14 protein-coding genes are annotated in these 16,915 nt (G+C 76.1%); 10 read left to right on the top strand and 4 right to left on the bottom strand.

The annotated features are described in order from the left end of the window. Window positions 1-12 precede the first annotated feature (12 nt). From ACL02T_RS32460 to ACL02T_RS32445, 4 genes are read left to right on the top strand one after another with little or no spacing between them, the layout of a single operon-like run. Entirely contained in the window at window positions 13-4,047 is a 4,035-nt protein-coding gene (locus ACL02T_RS32460; protein WP_412834638.1) for a Pls/PosA family non-ribosomal peptide synthetase, read from the top strand. Then, window positions 4,047-4,700, top strand: coding sequence for a BPL-N domain-containing protein (locus ACL02T_RS32455; RefSeq protein ID WP_412834637.1), 654 nt, complete (start codon window positions 4,047-4,049; stop codon window positions 4,698-4,700). Before ACL02T_RS32460 ends, ACL02T_RS32455 begins: the two co-directional genes overlap by 1 nt. After that, on the top strand, window positions 4,697-5,923 hold the full coding sequence (locus tag ACL02T_RS32450; protein WP_412834636.1) for a heparan-alpha-glucosaminide N-acetyltransferase domain-containing protein: 1,227 nt from the start codon (window positions 4,697-4,699) through the stop codon (window positions 5,921-5,923). Before ACL02T_RS32455 ends, ACL02T_RS32450 begins: the two co-directional genes overlap by 4 nt. After that, window positions 5,920-7,323 carry a M1 family aminopeptidase gene (locus tag ACL02T_RS32445; protein WP_412834635.1) on the top strand — a complete coding sequence of 468 codons (1,404 nt, stop codon included), beginning with the start codon at window positions 5,920-5,922 and terminating at the stop codon, window positions 7,321-7,323. Before ACL02T_RS32450 ends, ACL02T_RS32445 begins: the two co-directional genes overlap by 4 nt. Window positions 7,324-7,490: 167 nt before the next feature. On the opposite strand, the gene ACL02T_RS32440 is transcribed toward ACL02T_RS32445, so the two are convergent. The 4 genes from ACL02T_RS32440 to ACL02T_RS32425 form a co-directional block, all read right to left on the bottom strand. After that, entirely contained in the window at window positions 7,491-8,210 is a 720-nt protein-coding gene (locus ACL02T_RS32440) for a DUF1990 family protein (RefSeq protein WP_412834634.1), read from the bottom strand. Continuing rightward, window positions 8,207-9,256, bottom strand: a complete 1,050-nt coding sequence (locus ACL02T_RS32435; RefSeq protein WP_412834633.1) for an NAD-dependent epimerase/dehydratase family protein — start codon at window positions 9,254-9,256, stop codon at window positions 8,207-8,209. Before ACL02T_RS32435 ends, ACL02T_RS32440 begins: the two co-directional genes overlap by 4 nt. A gap of 110 nt (window positions 9,257-9,366) precedes the next feature. Beyond that, entirely contained in the window at window positions 9,367-9,849 is a 483-nt protein-coding gene (locus ACL02T_RS32430) for a histone-like nucleoid-structuring protein Lsr2 (protein ID WP_412834632.1), read from the bottom strand. A gap of 250 nt (window positions 9,850-10,099) precedes the next feature. Beyond that, a complete protein-coding gene (locus tag ACL02T_RS32425; RefSeq protein ID WP_412834631.1) occupies window positions 10,100-10,879 on the bottom strand; it encodes an SDR family oxidoreductase in 780 nt (259 codons plus the stop codon). A 224-nt stretch (window positions 10,880-11,103) separates the two neighbouring features. On the opposite strand from ACL02T_RS32425, the gene ACL02T_RS32420 reads away from it, so the two are divergent. From ACL02T_RS32420 to ACL02T_RS32395, 6 genes are all read left to right on the top strand, one after another. Next, entirely contained in the window at window positions 11,104-11,604 is a 501-nt protein-coding gene (locus ACL02T_RS32420; protein WP_412834630.1) for a DUF1269 domain-containing protein, read from the top strand. Window positions 11,605-11,619: 15 nt separating this feature from the next. Next, entirely contained in the window at window positions 11,620-11,874 is a 255-nt protein-coding gene (locus ACL02T_RS32415) for a hypothetical protein (protein WP_412834629.1), read from the top strand. Between the two features lie 13 nt (window positions 11,875-11,887). Next, window positions 11,888-13,285 (top strand): diacylglycerol/lipid kinase family protein, encoded by a 1,398-nt coding sequence (locus ACL02T_RS32410; protein WP_412834628.1) that lies wholly within the window; start codon window positions 11,888-11,890, stop codon window positions 13,283-13,285. A gap of 181 nt (window positions 13,286-13,466) precedes the next feature. Next, window positions 13,467-16,052: a LuxR C-terminal-related transcriptional regulator gene (locus ACL02T_RS32405; protein ID WP_412834627.1), complete on the top strand. Its 2,586-nt coding sequence runs from the start codon at window positions 13,467-13,469 to the stop codon at window positions 16,050-16,052. A gap of 126 nt (window positions 16,053-16,178) precedes the next feature. Further along, the gene (locus ACL02T_RS32400) at window positions 16,179-16,601 is read left to right on the top strand and encodes a DUF7144 family membrane protein (protein WP_412834626.1); all 423 of its coding nucleotides are present in this window, start codon (window positions 16,179-16,181) and stop codon (window positions 16,599-16,601) included. Window positions 16,602-16,614: 13 nt separating this feature from the next. Beyond that, window positions 16,615-16,839 (top strand): DUF1049 domain-containing protein, encoded by a 225-nt coding sequence (locus tag ACL02T_RS32395; RefSeq protein ID WP_412834625.1) that lies wholly within the window; start codon window positions 16,615-16,617, stop codon window positions 16,837-16,839. The last annotated feature ends 76 nt before the right edge of the window (window positions 16,840-16,915 follow it).

The raw sequence follows: 16,915 nt of genomic DNA, 5'->3' as shown, positions 1-16,915 counted from the left end.
AGGACGCTCCCCGTGTCGTTGGCCCCCTCCCCGTCTCGTCGTGCGCCCGCCACCGCCGACGATCCCCACGACCCACCGTGGTCGCGGCTGCACCACGTCGTCGAGGCCACGGCCCGGCGGACACCGCGGTCGGTGGCCGTCGACGACCACGGCGAGCTGTTGACCTATGCCGAGCTCGACGCACGGGCGGAGGGGCTCGCGCACCGGCTCCGCGAGCGCGGGGTGCGCCCGGGCGGCCGGGTCGGGCTGCTGCTCGAGCGGTCCTGGCGGACCTACGCGGCGCTCCTGGCCGTGCTGAAGGCCGGAGCCGCGTTCGTGCCGATCGATCCCGCGTCGCCCGCGGACCGGATCGGCTACATCGCCGACGACGCGGGTCTGGACCTGCTGGTCACGACGTCCGACCTCGCCCCCGGGCTCCGGGTGCCGGAACTCTGCGTCGACAGCGTGTCGCCCGTGCCGGCCGACGGGCAGCCCGCGGCCGGCACCCCACTGGACGGGGCCGCGGCCGACGGAGCCGACGGGGCCGGCGACCCCGTCTGCTACGTGATCTACACGTCCGGGTCCAGCGGCCGGCCGAAGGGTGTGGAGGTCGCCCACTCGAGCATCGTCAACTTCCTCCGCGTGGTCCCGGGGGTCTACGACGTACGTCCGGGCGACCGGGTCTACCAGGGCATGACGATCTCCTTCGACTTCTCGATCGAGGAGATCTGGCCCACCTTCGCGGTCGGCGCCACCCTGGTCGTCGGTCCGAACGACGAGCGACGCCTGGGCGCCGAGCTCGCCGACTTCCTCGACCGCAGCGGCGTGACCGTGTTCTACGCGGTCCCGACGCTGCTGGCCACGATCCCGCGGGACCTCCCGGCCGTGCGCGGGCTGATGGTCGGCGGCGAGGCCTGCCCCGCCCACCTCGTCGAGCGCTGGGCACGTCCGGGCCGCCGCATGCTGAACACCTACGGGCCCACCGAGGCCACGGTGACCGCGACCTGGGGCGAACTGCTGCCCGGGCGCCCCGTGACGATCGGCCGCCCGATGCCGACCTACACGATCCACATCCTCGACGAGGACCTGCGCGAGGTCGCCGGCGGTGCCGCGGGCGAGATCTGCATCGGCGGACCCGGCGTCGCGCGCGGCTACGTCGGGCTGCCGGAGAAGACCGCCGACCGGTTCGTGGAGTTCCGGGGCGAGCGGATCTACCGCACCGGCGACCTGGGTCGTTGGGACACCTCGGGGGAGATCGTCTACCTCGGCCGGGCCGACGACGAGGTGAAGATCCGCGGGCACCGCGTCGACCTGGGCGAGATCGACAGCGTGCTGCTCGGGGACCCCGCGGTCGGCAGCGCGGTGGCCGCGATGCTCGGCGACGAGCTCGTGGCCTACGTGACCACCGAAGGCGTGACCACCGAAGGCGTGACCACCGAAGGCGTGACCACCGAAGGCGCGGGCGGTCCGGACGACGGGCTGCGCGAGCGCCTGCACGCCCGGCTGCGGGACCGGGTGCCCGACTACATGGTCCCGGGGTACCTGGAGGTGCTCCCGGAGCTGCCGACGATGTCGAGCGGCAAGGTCGACCGCAAGCGCCTGCCGCCGCCGACCTCGCCCCGGCTCGTCACGATCACGGGCGCGGTGGTCGGGCCCGCGACCGCCGCCGAGGAACGGGTGCGCGACGCCTGGGCCGAGGCCTGCGGGATCGACCCGGCGCAGCTGTCGGTGACCGCGGACTTCTTCGCCGAGCTGGGCGGGCACTCGCTGCTCGCGGCCACCGCGGTCTCGCTGATGCGCGAGCGCGGGATCGCGACCGTCGCCGTCCGTGACCTGTACGAGAACCCCACGGTGCGCGGGCTCGCCGCGACCCTCCCCGACGCGGCCGCCACCATGCGCGCCGAGCCGGACACGACCTCGCCCCTGCGGTACGGCCTCGCCGGCACGGTGCAGGCGGGCGCGCTGTACGTGCTGCTGATGCTGCTGGCCGCACCGGTCGCCGCGATCTACGTCGCGGAGGACGGTCAGGTGTCGCTGGGGGTGCTGACCGCGATCGCCGCCGCCGCGACGGCGGTCTACCTCGCGACCCGGTGGGTGCTCGCCCCGCTGGGGGTCCGGCTGCTCGGCCGCGGGATCCGCCCGGGCCGGCACCGGTTGTGGGGGCGGGTGCACCTGCGGTTGTGGGCGTCGGACCTGCTCCTGTCCCTCACCCCGCTGCCGGTGCTGAGCGGGTCGGCGCTGCTGCCCGCGTTCCTGCGCCGGCTCGGGGCCCGGGTCGGGGCGGAGGCGCACATCGGGACCTCCTCGCTGTCCCTGCCGCAGCTGATCGACGTCGGCGGCGACGCCGGCATGGGGTACGGCGCGGCCCTGCGCCCGTGGGTCGTCGAGGACGGCCGGGTGGTCGTCGACCGGGTTCGCGTCGGTCCGGGGGCGTTCGTGGGGGCGGGGGCGATGCTGCAGCCCGGTGCCACGGTCGGCCGCGACGCGGTGCTGGGGGAGCAGGCGCTGCTGGCCGGTGAGGTGCCGGCCGGGCAGCGCTGGTCCGGGTCGCCCGCCGCCCCGGACCCGCGGCGCCGTGACGACGCGGTGGCCGAGCTCGCCGCACTGCCGCCGGCGCAGCCCTGGGGCGCGGCCGGCCGGCTCGGGACGTTCGCCGGGCTGGCCCTGCTCGACCTGCTGCCGATCCTCATGCTGGTCCCGACCCTGCTGCTGGTCTGGGGTGCGCTGCTCGAGTTCGGGCAGACCGTCGGCCTGCTCGCCGCGCTGTGCGTGGGGCCGGTGTTCGTGGTGACCGTCTGCCTGACGATCGCCGCCACCCGCCAGGCGGTGCTGCCGGCCACCCCGACCGGGATCCACCCCGCGCGCTCGACCCTCGGCGTGCGCAAGTGGGTCGCCGACAAGCTCCTCGAGATGAGCCTGGAGATCACGAACTCGCTCTACGCCACGCTCTACACGGTGCCGTGGCTGCGGGCCCTGGGTGCGCGCGTCGGCCCCGGCGCCGAGGTCTCCACCGTCGCGCACGTCGATCCCGACCTGCTGACCCTCGGCCGGGAGAGTTTCGTGGCCGACATGGCCAGCGCCGGCGGGGCCACGTTCCACCGCGGCTGGGTCTCCTTCCGGCGCACCGAGGTCGGCGAGCGGGCGTTCGTCGGCAACGCGGCGCTGCTGCCCCCGGGCGCGCGGCTGGGCCCCGGCTCGCTGGTCGGGGTGCAGACCGTGCCGCCGCCCGGCGGCGTGCCGGCCGACAGTGCGTGGCTCGGCTCCCCGGCGATGCATCTGCCCGCCCGCCAGGACAGCGGCGACTTCGCCGAGCGGATGACCTTCCGGCCCTCGCGGTGGCGGGTCGCGGAGCGGCTCGTGATCGAGTTCCTGCGGATCTGCCTGCCCTCGTCGCTGATCGCGGTGGCGATCTACCTCTACCTGCTGGCGCTGTCGACGATCGCGGCCGTGGGCGCGCCGCTGTGGGGGGCGGTGCTCGTCGGGCCGCTGCTGGCGGCGCTGTTCGGGGTGCTCGTCACCGGTGCGGTCGCGGCGGTCAAGTGGCTCACCGTCGGCACCTACCGGCCGCGGGTGGAGCCGCTGTGGAGCCGGTTCGTGCGCCGCTCCGAGTTCGTGACCGGGCTGTACGAGGCCGCGGCGGTCCCGGCGATGCTGCAGCTGTTCCGCGGCACCCCGCTGCTCCCGCCCGCGCTGCGCCTGCTCGGGGCCCGGATCGGGCGCCGCACCTATCTGGCCACCACCTACCTCACCGAGTTCGACCTGGTCGAGATCGGCGACGACGCGGTGATCGGGCGGGACGCCTCGCTGCAGACCCACCTGTTCGAGGACCGCGTGATGAAGATGTCGACGGTGCGGATCGGTGCCGGGGCGACGGTGGGCGACCGGGCGGTCGTGCTCTACGACGCCTCGGTCGGGGACGGGACCGCGCTCGACCCGCTGTCGCTGGTCATGAAGGGGGAGACGCTGCCCGGTCGCACGCGCTGGCGCGGCATCCCCGCGGAGGGCGTGGTCGAGGAGCCGGCGCCCGAACGCCCCCGCTCCGCGGTGGTCCGGGACCTCGCGGCCTGATGCGGGCCCTCGTCTACCGCGGCCGGGCCGCGCGCCCGGCCGGGTGCGCCGAGGCCGTCGGCGCCCTGCTCGAACGGCACGGCCTCGAGGTGCGGTTCGTCGGGCGCCGCGGGCTCACCCCCGCGGCGCTCGCGGGGGCCGACGTCTACGCCCAACCCGGGGGCGGCACCCTCGCCCCCGCCTGGCGGCACCTGCGCGGGCGCCGGTCGGCGATCCGCGACTACGTCGCGGGCGGCGGGCGCTACCTGGGCTTCTGCCTCGGCGGGTACCTGGCGGGCGCCACCCCCGGCTTCGCCCTGTTCCCCGGCGACACCGACCGCTACGCCGGCTCGCCCGGCGCCGCGACCGCCGACACCGGCGACCTCGTGCTGCCGGTGTCCTGGCGCGGCCGCCGGCGCCCGGTCTTCTTCCAGGACGGCCCGCTGTTCCTCCTCGATCCCGGCGCGGACACCCGTCCCGGCGTCGAGATCCTCGCCCGCTATCCCGAGGGTGGCGTCGCGGCGCTGGCCTGCCCGTCCGGCGCGGGCCGGGTCGCGGTCGCCGGCCCGCACCCCGAGGCCGGGCCGGACTGGTTCGCCGACGCCGGCCTGCCCGTCCCCGACCCGCTGCCCACCGACCTGGGACACGACCTGATCGACGAGGTGCTCGCATGACCGCCGCCGCCACGAGCCGGACGACCGCGACGACCGGTACGGCCGGGTCCGCCCGGGCCCCGGGGAGCGCCGGCCGGCTGCTCGGCCTGGACGCGGCCCGCGGCGTCGCGGTGCTCGGCATGATGGCCGTCCACGCGCTCTACACCGTCACGGCCGAGGGCGCGCCGACCACGACGTACCTGGTCGCCGCGGGGCGGTCGGCGGCGATCTTCGGCGTGCTCGCCGGGGTCGGGATCGCCTTCACCACCGGACGACGCCGGGTCCGCCTGCGCACGCAGGGCCGTTCCGCGGCCGCCTCCCTGGCCGCCCGCGCCGCCGTCGTCCTGGTGATCGGGCTCGCCCTGGGTTGGGGGTCGGCGGAGATCGCGGCGAACATCCTCCCGTACTACGGGCTGATGTTCCTGCTGGCGATCCCGCTGGTCCTCCTCCCGACCGGCGCGCTGATCGGGGCCGCGACGCTGGTCGCGGCCGGGGTCCCGCTGCTCAGCCAGTGGGTGCGGCCGGGTCTGCCGGCCCCGTCGCTCACCAACCCGACGATCACGCAGCTCGTCACCGACCCGCTCGGGCTGCTCTCCGAGCTCGCCCTCACCGGGTACTACCCGGCCCTGCCCTGGCTGGCCTACCTCGCCGTCGGGATCGCGGTCGGCCGGCTGAGGCTCTCCGAGACCCGCGTCGCCGGGTGGCTGGCGGGAGGTGGGACCGCGCTCGCGGTGGTGGCCACGCTCGCGGCGCGCTGGGCGATGGGACCCCTCGGCGGCTACGCCGCGATCGCGGCCGCCACACCGCCCGAGCAGCTCGCGAGCGCCCCGACGGTGCCGGGCTTCGTCGCCGTCCTCCCGGAGGGCGTCACCCCGACGACGACCTGGTGGTGGCTCGCGACCGACGCCCCGCACTCCTCGACGCCGCTCGACCTCGCGCAGACGACCGGGTCCGCCCTCGCGGTGCTCGGCCTCCTGCTCCTGCTCGGCCGCCTCGCCCACCCGCTGGTGCAGGCCGTGCTGCGCCCGCTCGCCGCCGTCGGGGCACTCACCCTCAGTGTCTACGCGGTGCACATCGTGTTCCTGAACTCGCCGCTCGACATCTTCGACGCCGTCCCGGGCTACCTCGTCCAGGTCGTGGTGGCGACCCTCGGTGCGCTCGCGTGGCGGCGCGCCGTCGGCCGCGGCCCGCTCGAGTCGCTCGTCCGGGTGGTCGCGCGGGCCGCGCGACGTGCGGCGGCATGATCACGACCAGACTGCGTGCCGTGGGGATCGGCGCGCTGCTGGTGACGCTGCTCGCCGCGTGCACGACCCCGACGCCCGACCCCGCCCCGGACCGGCCCGCCCCGGACCGGCCCGCCCCGGCGGAGGACCGGCCCCGGGTCGACGTCGCCTTCGACATGGCGCGCGACCTGTCCGCGGCGACCGGCACGGAGACCGTGCGGTTCGTCCCGGACCGGCAGGTGTGTGAGCTCGTCTTCCGGAACTGGCCGAACAAGCCCACCGCGGCGCGGGACGGCAACGCCCTGGAGATCACCGGCGCCCGCGTGGGGGACAGCGCCATCACGCCGCGGGTCGCGCCGGACCCGACCCTGGTCACGCTCCCGCTGCCCGGCTGCGTGCCCGCCGGCACCGCGGTGACCGCGGACTTGTCCTTCCGGCTGACGCTCGGGGAGGACTCGGGCGAGCGCCTCGGGTACTCGCCGGACACCGGCACGGCCTGGTTCGGGACGGCGTTCCCGCTGCTGGCGTGGGTGAACGGCGAGGGCTGGGTCCGCGATCCCGCGGCGGACATCTTCGGCGAGACCGTGACCAGCGAGGACGCCGAGCTGACCCTCGCCGTCACCGCGGCGGAGGGCCAGGCGGTCGTGGCGACCGGGACCGCGACGGGCACCTCGACTCCCGCACCGGGGCGCGTGACGCACCGCTTCACCGCCGACGCCGTGCGCGACGCCGCGGTGTCCGTGGGCGCCTACGACGTCACCACGCACGAGGTCCGAGGCGTGCAGGTGCAGGTCGCGACCCCGCGATCGGGCAGCCGCGCCTCCGGCCTCCAGTGGGTCGACGAGCTCGGCCTCGCCCTCGACGAGCTCGCCGGGCTGCTCGGCCCCTACCCCTATCCCGTCCTGACGGCGACGATCGTGCCCACCCAGACCGACGGCGTCGAGTTCCCGATGGCCCTGCAGTTCGCCGACGACCGGCGGGCCGAGATCCCGGGCCTGGTCGCGCACGAGCTCGCCCATCAGTGGTTCTACTCGCTGGTGGGCAACAACCAGGCGCGCGAGCCGTGGATCGACGAGTCCTTCGCGACCTGGGCCCAGGCCCTGGCCACCGACCAGACGGACCGCTACCGGCTCGAGCGGATCCCGCGGCGCCTGCGGGGCCACGCCGGCGAGTCGATGTACTACTGGGCGCACACCGGCGACTTCACCCGCTACGTGCGTGGCGTCTACGACCAGGGCGCCGCCGCCCTGCTCGAGGCCCGCCGCCGGGCCGGCGCCGACCGCTTCGACGCCGCCGTCCGTACCTACCTGCAGGACAACGCCCACACGGTCGCCCGGCCCGCCGACGTGGCGGCCGCCTTCCGCGACGTGCCCGAGGCGCTGGAGGCCCTCCGCGACGTGGGCCCCCTCCCGGCGGACTGAGCCGAGGACGCCCGCCGCCGGTCACCTGGTCTCACGTGGTCCGGGGCGCGCGAGCACCGGCGCCTCGGCTCGCCGGGGTGATGGCCCGCAGGGGCGGGTGACCGGTGTCAGGGGAGGGCGTACGGCTCCTGCGCGCCGAGCTTCGGGCCTCGTCCCGCGGCCGGTCATCAGGTCCGGTCGGCCGCCGGCAGCAGGAGCCGTCGCCCACGGACGGGATGGGCGACGCGGATCCGGACGCGGTCCCACGGATCCGGCGTGGCGTCGCCGGGCACCAGCACGAGCGGGCCCCGTCCCGGGGTGCGGCGCGCGGGCGGCTCCAGCACCGCCCGTTCCCGCACGCGCTCGCCGGTTCGCCGGTAGAAGCGCAGCTGGCTGCGCCGGCCGAACAGGCCCCAGCCGAGCCCGAACACCGGCCCGAGCCGCGGATCGGGTTTCCACCGCACGCTCGCCCGGAACTCCACCCGGCCCGACGCCCGGTGCTTGGCCACCCGGTAGAGCACGCGGCCGCGCTGCAGGTGCCCGTCGAGCGTCGCGTACGCCCACCCCCAGACCCGCCACCCGTCGTCGTCGGGGTGGTCGACCACCTCGGTGATCCGCACACCCATCAGGAAGCGCAGCGGACCGAACCGCCCGTCGAGCACGATGTCGCGCCCGAGCAGCTCCGAATCGCGCAGGTAGGCCGCGCGCAGCAGCTCGGGCGGCGTGAAGTCGTAGTCCCGCACGAGCGCCGTCGCACGCTCCCAGATCCCGCCCGGGACCGGGTCGCCCGGCGGCTCCGTCCCCAGCTCGTGCACGTGCTCGTCGACCGTCCAGCCGGCCTCGGCCTCCGGGTCGTCCGTGACCGTGCGCTCCCGCAGCCTCTCGACGACGGGGAGCAGGCCGCTCATCCGACGGCGAGCGCGGGGCTCGGGGTGGTGGCGTCGTCGACCAGGCCGTCGAGCAGGATCCGCACGCCCTCCGCGGTGCCGATCTTCGGCTCCCACCCCAGCTCCAGCCGGGCCCGGCCGGGGTCCATGACCGGCGTGCGTACGGCGACGTCGAACCAGCCCGGCGACAGGGCCAGGGCGTGCAGCCGGAACAGCAGCCCGATGACGATCCGTGCCAGGTCGTGCGGGACCGGGATCGGACGGGCGCCGATCAGCGCGGTGAGCTCGTGCGCGTCGAGCGCGTCGGCGGCGATGTTGAACGCGCCCCGGGCCCGGCGCTCGAGGATCGCGACGATCGCCCGGCCGAGGTCGTCGGCGTGCACGAACTGCAGGACGGTGTCGCTCGGGACCGGGAACAGCGGCACCTTCCCGGCGGCGAGCAGCCCGAACAGCGCCCGCGGCACCGTCGGCCCGAGGAAGAGCCGGGCCATCTCGCGGGAGGCGTCGCGCTGCACCACCAGCGTCGGGCGCACCCGCGCGACGGCCACGCCGGGGTTGTCCCGCTCGAACGCGTCGAGCATCCGCTCGGAGATGATCTTGTCGCGACTGTAGGCGGAGCGCGGCTGCCCGGTGACCGGCCAGCTCTCGTCGACCGGCCGGGCCGGGTCCTGCGGCGCGGACGCGTAGGCCCCGAGCGACGACGCGAACGCCAGATGGCCGACACCGGAGCGCCGGACCGCGCGCAGCAGGGCCGCGGTGCCGTCGACGTTCGTGCGCCGCAGCGCCGCCTCGTCGCGCACCGGCTGGATGGCCCAGGCGAGGTCGACCACCGCGTCGGCCCCGGTGAACACCTCGGTGAGCCGCTGCTCGGCGTCGACGTCGGTGAGGTCGATCGGGTGCCACTCCGCCCGGTCGTAGGGGGCCACGGTCGGCGGCGGGCGCCGGCACACCGCGCGGACCCGGACGCCGGGCACCTCCGCCAGCACCCGTAGCAGCCCGGTCCCGACGTTCCCCGACGCACCGACCACCACCACCGTGCGCTCGGGCATGACTTCCCGCTCCGGCATCGTGCTCCTCCCGTCCTCCGGGAAGGCATTGCCGGTTCGGGACCGCTCAACCCCCGCGCACCCGACGGGCCTGCGGACCGGGGCCGGAGCCCCTCATTCGGCCGCCGTTCTCAGCCCGCCGCGGCGACCTTCTTCCGGGTGCGCCGCTTCGGCTTCGCCGCCGATTCCGCCGCCGGTTGCGCGGTGGATCCCGTCGTGACTTCCGCGGGGGCTTCCCCGGCGCCTCCGGTCGAGGTCTCCCGCGTGGGTCGCGCGGCCGACGCCGTGCTCCCGCGATTCGCGTACGCCTCGCGCACGTGCGACGGGATACGCCCCCGCTCGGAGATCTGGAACCCGGCCGCGAGCGCCCACTCGCGAATGGCGGCGTTCTCCTCCCGGGTCTTTCCCGGGGCGGACACCCGCGCGTAGTTCCTGCGCCCGGCGCCGGACGAGGCCCGGCGGGCGGCGCCGACGAACGGCGCGAACGCCTCCCGCAGTTCCGACGCGTGCTGCTCGCTCAGGTCGATCTCGAATTGCCGGCCGTCCAGCGTGAACGTGACCGTCTCGTCCGCCCGACCGCCGTCGAGGTCGTCCACCAGGGTGATATTCGTCATCTTCGCCATCGTTCACGTCCGATCGCCGTACCCGCGGGTTGTTCCCGATTGTCCACGGATTCCCGGAAAAGTCGAGCACGCTCACGCAGGAGTGGTGATTCGGGCACCGCGAGTGCCATTTCGCGCCCGTTTTGACGCGATGCGCGACGTGAACCCGGACGCTTGGGCCGTCGCGCTGCTGCGGGTGGTAGTTGGTGGTCTCGATGACGGGCGCCCCGGGGGCGCCGGGACCCGATTCCCGCTCGGTGATCTACAGCACTCCCGGGTAGGCGCCGCCGTCGATGAGCAGGCTCTGCCCCGTGATGAACCCCGCCCGCGCCGAGCAGAGGAAGGCGCAGGCGCCGCCGAACTCGCCGGGGTCACCGAAGCGCCCCGCCGGAATCGCCGCGCGGCCCTTCGCGGCGACCTCCTCCGCGGTCACGCCCTGCTGCTCCGCCGTCCGGCGCTGGAGCGAGGCGAGGCGGTCGGTCGCGAAGGACCCGGGCAGGAGGAAGTTGATCGTGACGTTCGCGTGCGCCACCGACCGGGCGACACCGGCGAGGAAGCCGGTCAGCCCCGCCCGTGCGCCGCTGGACAGGTCGAGGCCGGCCAGCGGCATCTTCACCGAGCCCGAGGTGATGTTGACGATCCGGCCGAACCGCCGCTCCACCATGCCGTCGACGACCGACTGGACGAGCCGGATCGGCGTGGCCATGTTGGCGCGCACCCCGGCCAGCAGGGCGTCCTCGTCGACCTGCCGGAAGTCCCGCGCGGGCGGGCCGGCGTTGTTGGTGACCAGGATGTCCGCCCGGGGCACCGCGGCCAGCAGCCGCTCCGGCCCGTCCGGGGCGCCCACGTCGACCCCCACCGGGACGACCTCGGCCCCGGTTGCGGCGGTGATCTCGGCCGCGGCCCGTTCGGCGGCAGCCTGCTCCCGCCCGTTGACGACGACGGTGCAGCCGGCCCGGGCCAGCTCCTCGGCGCACGCCCGGCCCAGCCCCCGGGTGGAGGCGCAGACGACGGCGGTGCGGCCGGCGATCCCCAGATCCATTAGGCCGTGCGCCGCTTCGGGGTCGACCGGGCGACGGGTGCAGGCTCGCGGCTGACGCCCTCGCCGTAGGTGATCTCGGAGATGTGCATGCCGAAACGGCCGGGACGGCGGAAGTCCATGGGCCCCATCGTGCCCCCGCCGAGGTTCGCCCCCGGCGGGTGAGGTCCGCCCCGGCGGCGACCACGACAGTCGGTCCCCCGACGACAGCGAGGAGAGGCGGATCCATGGCAACCCTGACCGTCTGGAAGTTCGACGACCCGGGCGGCGCGCGGCGCGCGCTGGACCTGGTGGAACAGATGCAGAAGCAGGAGCTGCTGACGCTCGAGGACGCCGCCGTGGTGACGTGGCCCGCGGACCGCAAGAAGCCGAAGACCGAGCAGCTCCACAACATGAAGGGCGCGGGCGCGCTGGGCGGGAGCTTCTGGGGCCTGCTGTTCGGCCTGCTGTTCTTCGTCCCGCTGCTCGGCATGGCGGTCGGTGCGGCGATGGGCGCCCTGGCCGGCTCGATGTCCGACGTCGGTATCGACGACCGCTTCGTCAAGGAGGTCCGGGAGAAGGTCACGCCGGGCACGTCGGCGCTGTTCCTGATGACCTCGCGCGTCGTGCAGGACAAGGTGCTCGACGAGTTCCGCGGCACCCGGGCCGAGCTCATCTCGACGAACCTCTCCAACGAGCAGGAGCAGAAGCTGCGAGAGGTCTTCGCCGAGGAGCACGAGACCGTCTGAGGCGAGGTGTTCGGCGTGGCCTCCCCGCCATCGGCCCGGGCTTGGGCGTTCGAGGCGGTCCTGGCCGTGCTGTCGGACGACGTCAACGCCGAGCAGGGCACGGAACGGGCCCGCGCCGTGGCCGCCGCGGTGCTGGCCGAGGCCGGGGAGCCCGGTCTCACGGAGACGGTGGTGGTCCTCTCCTCGACGCTCGCCGAGGCGCTGGAGAGGATCGCCGCCGAACGCGGCCTCGTCGCGGCCGACCTGGCCGAGATCTGGTTCGTCGACTGACGGGAGGCCGGCCATGGCGGTCGGGACGGCGGAGGGCGCGCGCCCGGGCGCGGCGCGGCGGCTCGCGGCGGCGGGCGCCCTCCTGGCCGCGGTCGCCGCGATCGTGGTGGTGATCCTGGCGCTGCTGCAGAACCCGCTCCGACTCGTCGCCGCTCCGCTGCTGGTCGGCCTGGCGGTCGCCGCGGGCTGGACCGCGCTCGTCCGGCGCGGGGCCTGGCGGTTCGCGGCCTGCGCGATCGCCGTGCTCGCCCTCGCCGGCGTGGTCCTGCTCGTGGTGACCGCCTCACTGCTGCGCACGGTGGGTGTGGTCGTCCTCGTCCTGGTCGCGGCGGGCCTCGCCCGCGTCGCCCTCGGCCGCGACCTCGTGCGCGAGCCGTCGGGGCTGAGGTCCGTCCCGGCGGCCGCACACGGGGTGCTGCTGATGAACCCGCGCTCGGGGGGCGGGAAGGTCGCGCGGTTCGGGCTCGAGGACGAGGCCGTCCGGCGCGGCGTGACCCCGGTGGTCCTGGAGCCGGGCGACGACCTGCGCGCGCTCGCCGAGTCCGCGGTCGCCGAGGGCGCGGACGCCCTGGGCATGGCGGGCGGCGACGGGTCACAGGCCCTGGTCGCCGACGTCGCCCGGCGGCACGACATCCCGCTCGTGGTGGTGCCGGCGGGCACCCGCAACCACTTCGCGCTCGACCTCGGCCTCGACCGGGACGACGTCGTGGCCGCCCTCGACGCGTTCGGCCCGGCCCTGGAGCGGCGCATCGACCTGGCCGTGCTGGGCGACCGGGTGTTCGTCAACAACGCCTCGCTCGGCGTCTACGCGGGCGTCGTGCAGTCCGAGGGGTACCGCGACGCCAAGCTCGCGACGACCGCCCGCCTGGCCCCCGACCTGCTCGGCCCCGGCGCCGAGGGCGCGTCCCTGCGCTTCCGCGGCCCGGACGGCGAGGTCGGCGGCCCCGCGGCGATGGTGCTGGTGTCCAACGGCGACTACCGGCTGGACCGGCTCGACGGGTTCGGTACCCGGGCGCGGCTCGACGGCGGGGTGCTCGGCGTCGTCACGGTGCGGGTGGAGAAGGGTCGCGACGTGGCCGAGATGCTGGCGGCGCAGGCGACCGGACGGCTGCGCTCCTTCCGGGGGTACCGGCAGTGGAACACCCCGGAGTTCGAGGTCGACTCGGACAAGCCGCTGGTCGAGGTGGGGGTCGACGGCGAGGCGCTGCGGCTGCCGCCCCCGCTGCGGTTCCGGGTGCTGCCGGGCGCCCTCCGGGTGCGGGTCCCGGTCGGGTCGCCGGGCGCCGCGCCGGCCGCCGTCGCGCCCGCGGGACCCGGCGCGGCCGTCACGGGCCTGGTCCGGGTGCTGCGGGGGCTGCCCGCGCAGCGGGCCGGCGGAGGTGCCGGTACCGCGGGGAACCACGGCGGGTAGCGGAACGGAATCGCCCGTTCGGCGTCACCTGCTGCGTCTGCCGCAGGCCGTGAGCGGGACCTTAGTCCCGTTCTCCCGGGCCCGATGCTCGGCGCCGTGCCGGTCGCCCCGGTCCAACATGGAGCGCGCTCGCCGGTCAAGCAGCCCGCCGGCGCGCCCGGGGGGAGACATCATGCAGCCGGTGCCCGAGACGAAGATCAGCATTCCCGCCCGCCCGCCGCAGTTCGTCCCGCGGGTCGCGGTGCGGGCGGCGCTCGACCGCGTCGTCGACGTGGGCCTGGTCCGCGGGCCGGCCGGCTTCGGCAAGACCCTGGCCGTGGCGGACTGGGTGCGCACGAGCCCGGGACCCGGGACGGCGTGGGTCCGGCTCGACGCCGAGGACCGCGATCCCCGCAGGCTCTGGTCCGCCGTCCTGGCCGCCCTCGCCCGGTGTCCCACGGTGCCGCCGTCGAGCCGGCTCCGGGAGGGGCACGGCTGGCCCACGCCCGGTGGGCCGGAGTTCCTGGCCGCGCTGACCGCCGCGCTCGACGCCCTGAGCCGGCCACCGCGTCTCGTGCTCGACGACCTCGGCGAGCTGACCGGGGAGGCGAGCCTGCACGGCCTGCACACCTTCCTCCGCGACCGCCGCCCCGACCTGCCGGTGGTCCTGTGCGGCCGGGGCGAGCCGCCGCTGGGTCTGGCGCGGATGCGGGTGGCCCGGCGGCTGCGCGAGATCGGCGCCGACCTGCTGCGCTTCACCCCGGGTGAGGCCGTGGAGCTCCTCCACGGCACAGCCCCCGCACTGACCTCCGCCGAGGTCGCGGTCCTGCACGCGCGCACCGCGGGCTGGCCGGCCGCGCTGTGGCTCGCCGCCCTGGCCTGCGCCGACCCGGACGACCATGGTGCGGCCTCGGACTTCTCCGGCGAGCACCCGCTGGTCGCCGACTACCTGGACGGGGAGGCGCTGGCGGACCTCGACGCGACCGAGCTCGACGTGCTGCGGACGGTGGGGGTGGTCAACCCGGTACCGACCGGGCTCGCGGCCGTGCTGACCGGGCGGCCCGACGCGGGCGAGGTGCTCGATGCCGTGGAGCGCCGGACGGGACTGGTGCGCACCGAGGGTCGCGGGCGGGAGTCCCACCGGCTGGAACCGTTGTTGCGGGACCACCTGCTCGGGGAGCTGCCCCGGCACGCGGCCGGCGCCCCGGCGCGGCTCGAGGCGGCAGCGGCACGGTGGTACACCGCCGCCGGCCGTCCCGAGGCGGCGGCCGAGCACGCCGCCCGCAGCGGGGACGCGGTCGTCGCCACGGAGATCGTGCGCGACGCCGGGCCGACGCTGCTGCTCTCCGGGTGGCACCGCCCGTTGCGCCGCGCCCTCGACACCGCGGGTGAGGTCGCCCTCACCCACGACCCCGGGCTGGCGGCGCTCGCGGCGCTCACCGGCGCGGCGGCGGGCGCGCCACCGGCCGACCGTGCGCCCCGCTGGCCGGGGGACCCGTCCGCGGAACTGGCCGTGCTCCGCGCAGCGGCCGAGGAGCTCGGCGCGCTCCCGGCCACGCCCGGTCGCCACGACCCCGTGACGCCGCCCCGCGACCCCGCGCTGCGCGCGCTCGGGTTGCTCGCCGAGGCGGTCGGCGCCCTGCGCGAGAATGGCCCGGCGGTGGCGCGCCCGCTGCTCGCCCAGGCGATGGAGCTGGCGGAACGGCACGCCTTCGTCCACCTCGCGGTGCACGTCCTCACGCTGCGGGCGGTCGCAGCCGCCGTCGAGGGCGACGCGGCCGAGGCGCGGCGCGCCGGGGAGGCGGCGCTGGCCCGCGCGGAGCGCTCCGGGCTCCGGCACTCCGCGTGGGCGGCAGGGGCCGCGGCCGTCCTGGCCCACACCGCGCTGTGCCGCGCCGAGCCCGGCGATGCCCTGCGGCTGGCCGAGGCCGGGCTCGACCACACCGGGCACGGACCCACCGAGCTGCGGTTCGGCCTCGCCGTACTGCGCGCGGCGGCGATCGTCGACGTCGCGGGTGACGCCCGCGGCGACCGGGCCCGCGGCCTGGAGCTGCTCCAGCACGCCCGCGCCGAGCTGGGCGACCGACCGGTGGACCTGCGGGTCGCGGCCGTGGCGGCGCTCCTGGAGCACCGGGTCGCGCTCGACCTCGGTCATCCGACGGCGGCCCGCAGCGTGCACGACTGGTTGGTCGGGCGCGCCGGGGAGACGGCCGAGAGCGCCCTGCTGCGCGCGTGGACGGACCTGGCGGCGGGCCGGGACGAGCGTGCCCGCGCCGCCGCGCACCGCGCCCTCGCCGGGTGCGGGAGGCCGCTGCTCGGGGTGACGGAGGTCGAGGCGTGGCTGGTCGAGGCGACCCTCGCGGCGGCGGCGGGCGAGCGGCCCGCGGCCCGCGAGGCGCTGCAGCGCGCCCTCGCCCTGGCCGAGCCGCTGGATGCGCTGCGTCCCTTCGCGGGAGCGGGGCCGGAGGTGCGGCGACTGCTCGTGCAGCTGCACGGTGGCCCCGGGGCCGCGGGCTCCTTCGCCGGTGCCGCGCTCGCGGTCTCCGCGGCCCCGGCCACACCGGCGGCCGCGCTCAGCGAGCGCGAGCGGGCCGTCCTCGCGCTGCTGCCCTCGCTGCTGTCGCTCGAGGAGATCGGGACGGACCTGTCGGTCTCGGTCAACACGGTCAAGACCCACGTGCGGTCGATCTACGGGAAGTTGGGCGTGAGCAGCCGCCGGACCGCCGTGCTCGCCGGCTACGAGCGCGGCCTGATCGCCTCGGCGCCCGCGCTCACCCTCCGCGGATGAGGCCCTTCGACCCGGACCCCGCCGCGGCCGTGACGTCGGCCCGTGGAAGTCACACGCGGCGGGCGAGGTGCCGCAGGCCCGCAACACCGACTGTGGACGCGCCACGGCTCGAGGGAGGAAGACATCATGAGTGACACGAGTACCCGCCCGCCGGCGGACACGTCGGCGCGCAGCGCGGCCTGGTCCACCGGGTTCGCCATGTTCGCCGGCGCGGTCCTGTTGGTGGTCGGCATCTGCCAGGCACTGGCGGGCATCGCCGCGCTGTTCCGCGACGAGGTCTACGTCGCCACACCGAACTACATCTACGCCTTCGACGTCACCGCCTGGGGTTGGGTCCACCTGATCCTCGGTGCGGCGATCGCGCTGACCGGGCTCGGGGTCCTGCAGGGCCAGACCTGGGCCCGCGTCGTCGGCATCATGCTCGCCTCGCTGAGCATCATCGCGAACTTCCTGTTCCTGCCCTACTACCCGATCTGGGCCCTGGTGATCATCGCGCTCGACGTGGCCGTGATCTGGGCGCTCGTCCGCGAGCAGCGCGAGACGGCCTGACCGGGAGTCCGGGATGCCCACGCAAGGACCGCCGCGCCAGGCCCGCCGTCGGATCGGCGTGCGCCAGGTCGTCGCGCTCGTCGTGGCGGTCCTGGCGCTGGTGTTCGTCCTGCAGAACCGCGACGACGTGAACGTGTACCTGTTCACGCTGACCCTCAGCGCCCCGCTCTGGCTGCTGCTGGTCGTCATGATCGCCGTGGGCCTGCTCGTCGGCGTCGTCGTCGCCAGGAAGAAGTGACGCCGATGACACGCACCGTCGAGCCGCCGGCGCCGGGGGCGCCCCCCGCACCCCGGCGGCCCCCCGCCGAGCGGGG

Source organism: Pseudonocardia oceanicola (genome assembly GCF_047200735.1).
Taxonomy (GTDB): Bacteria; Actinomycetota; Actinomycetes; order Mycobacteriales; family Pseudonocardiaceae; genus Pseudonocardia.
This window is presented reverse-complemented; position numbering and strand designations above follow the sequence as displayed.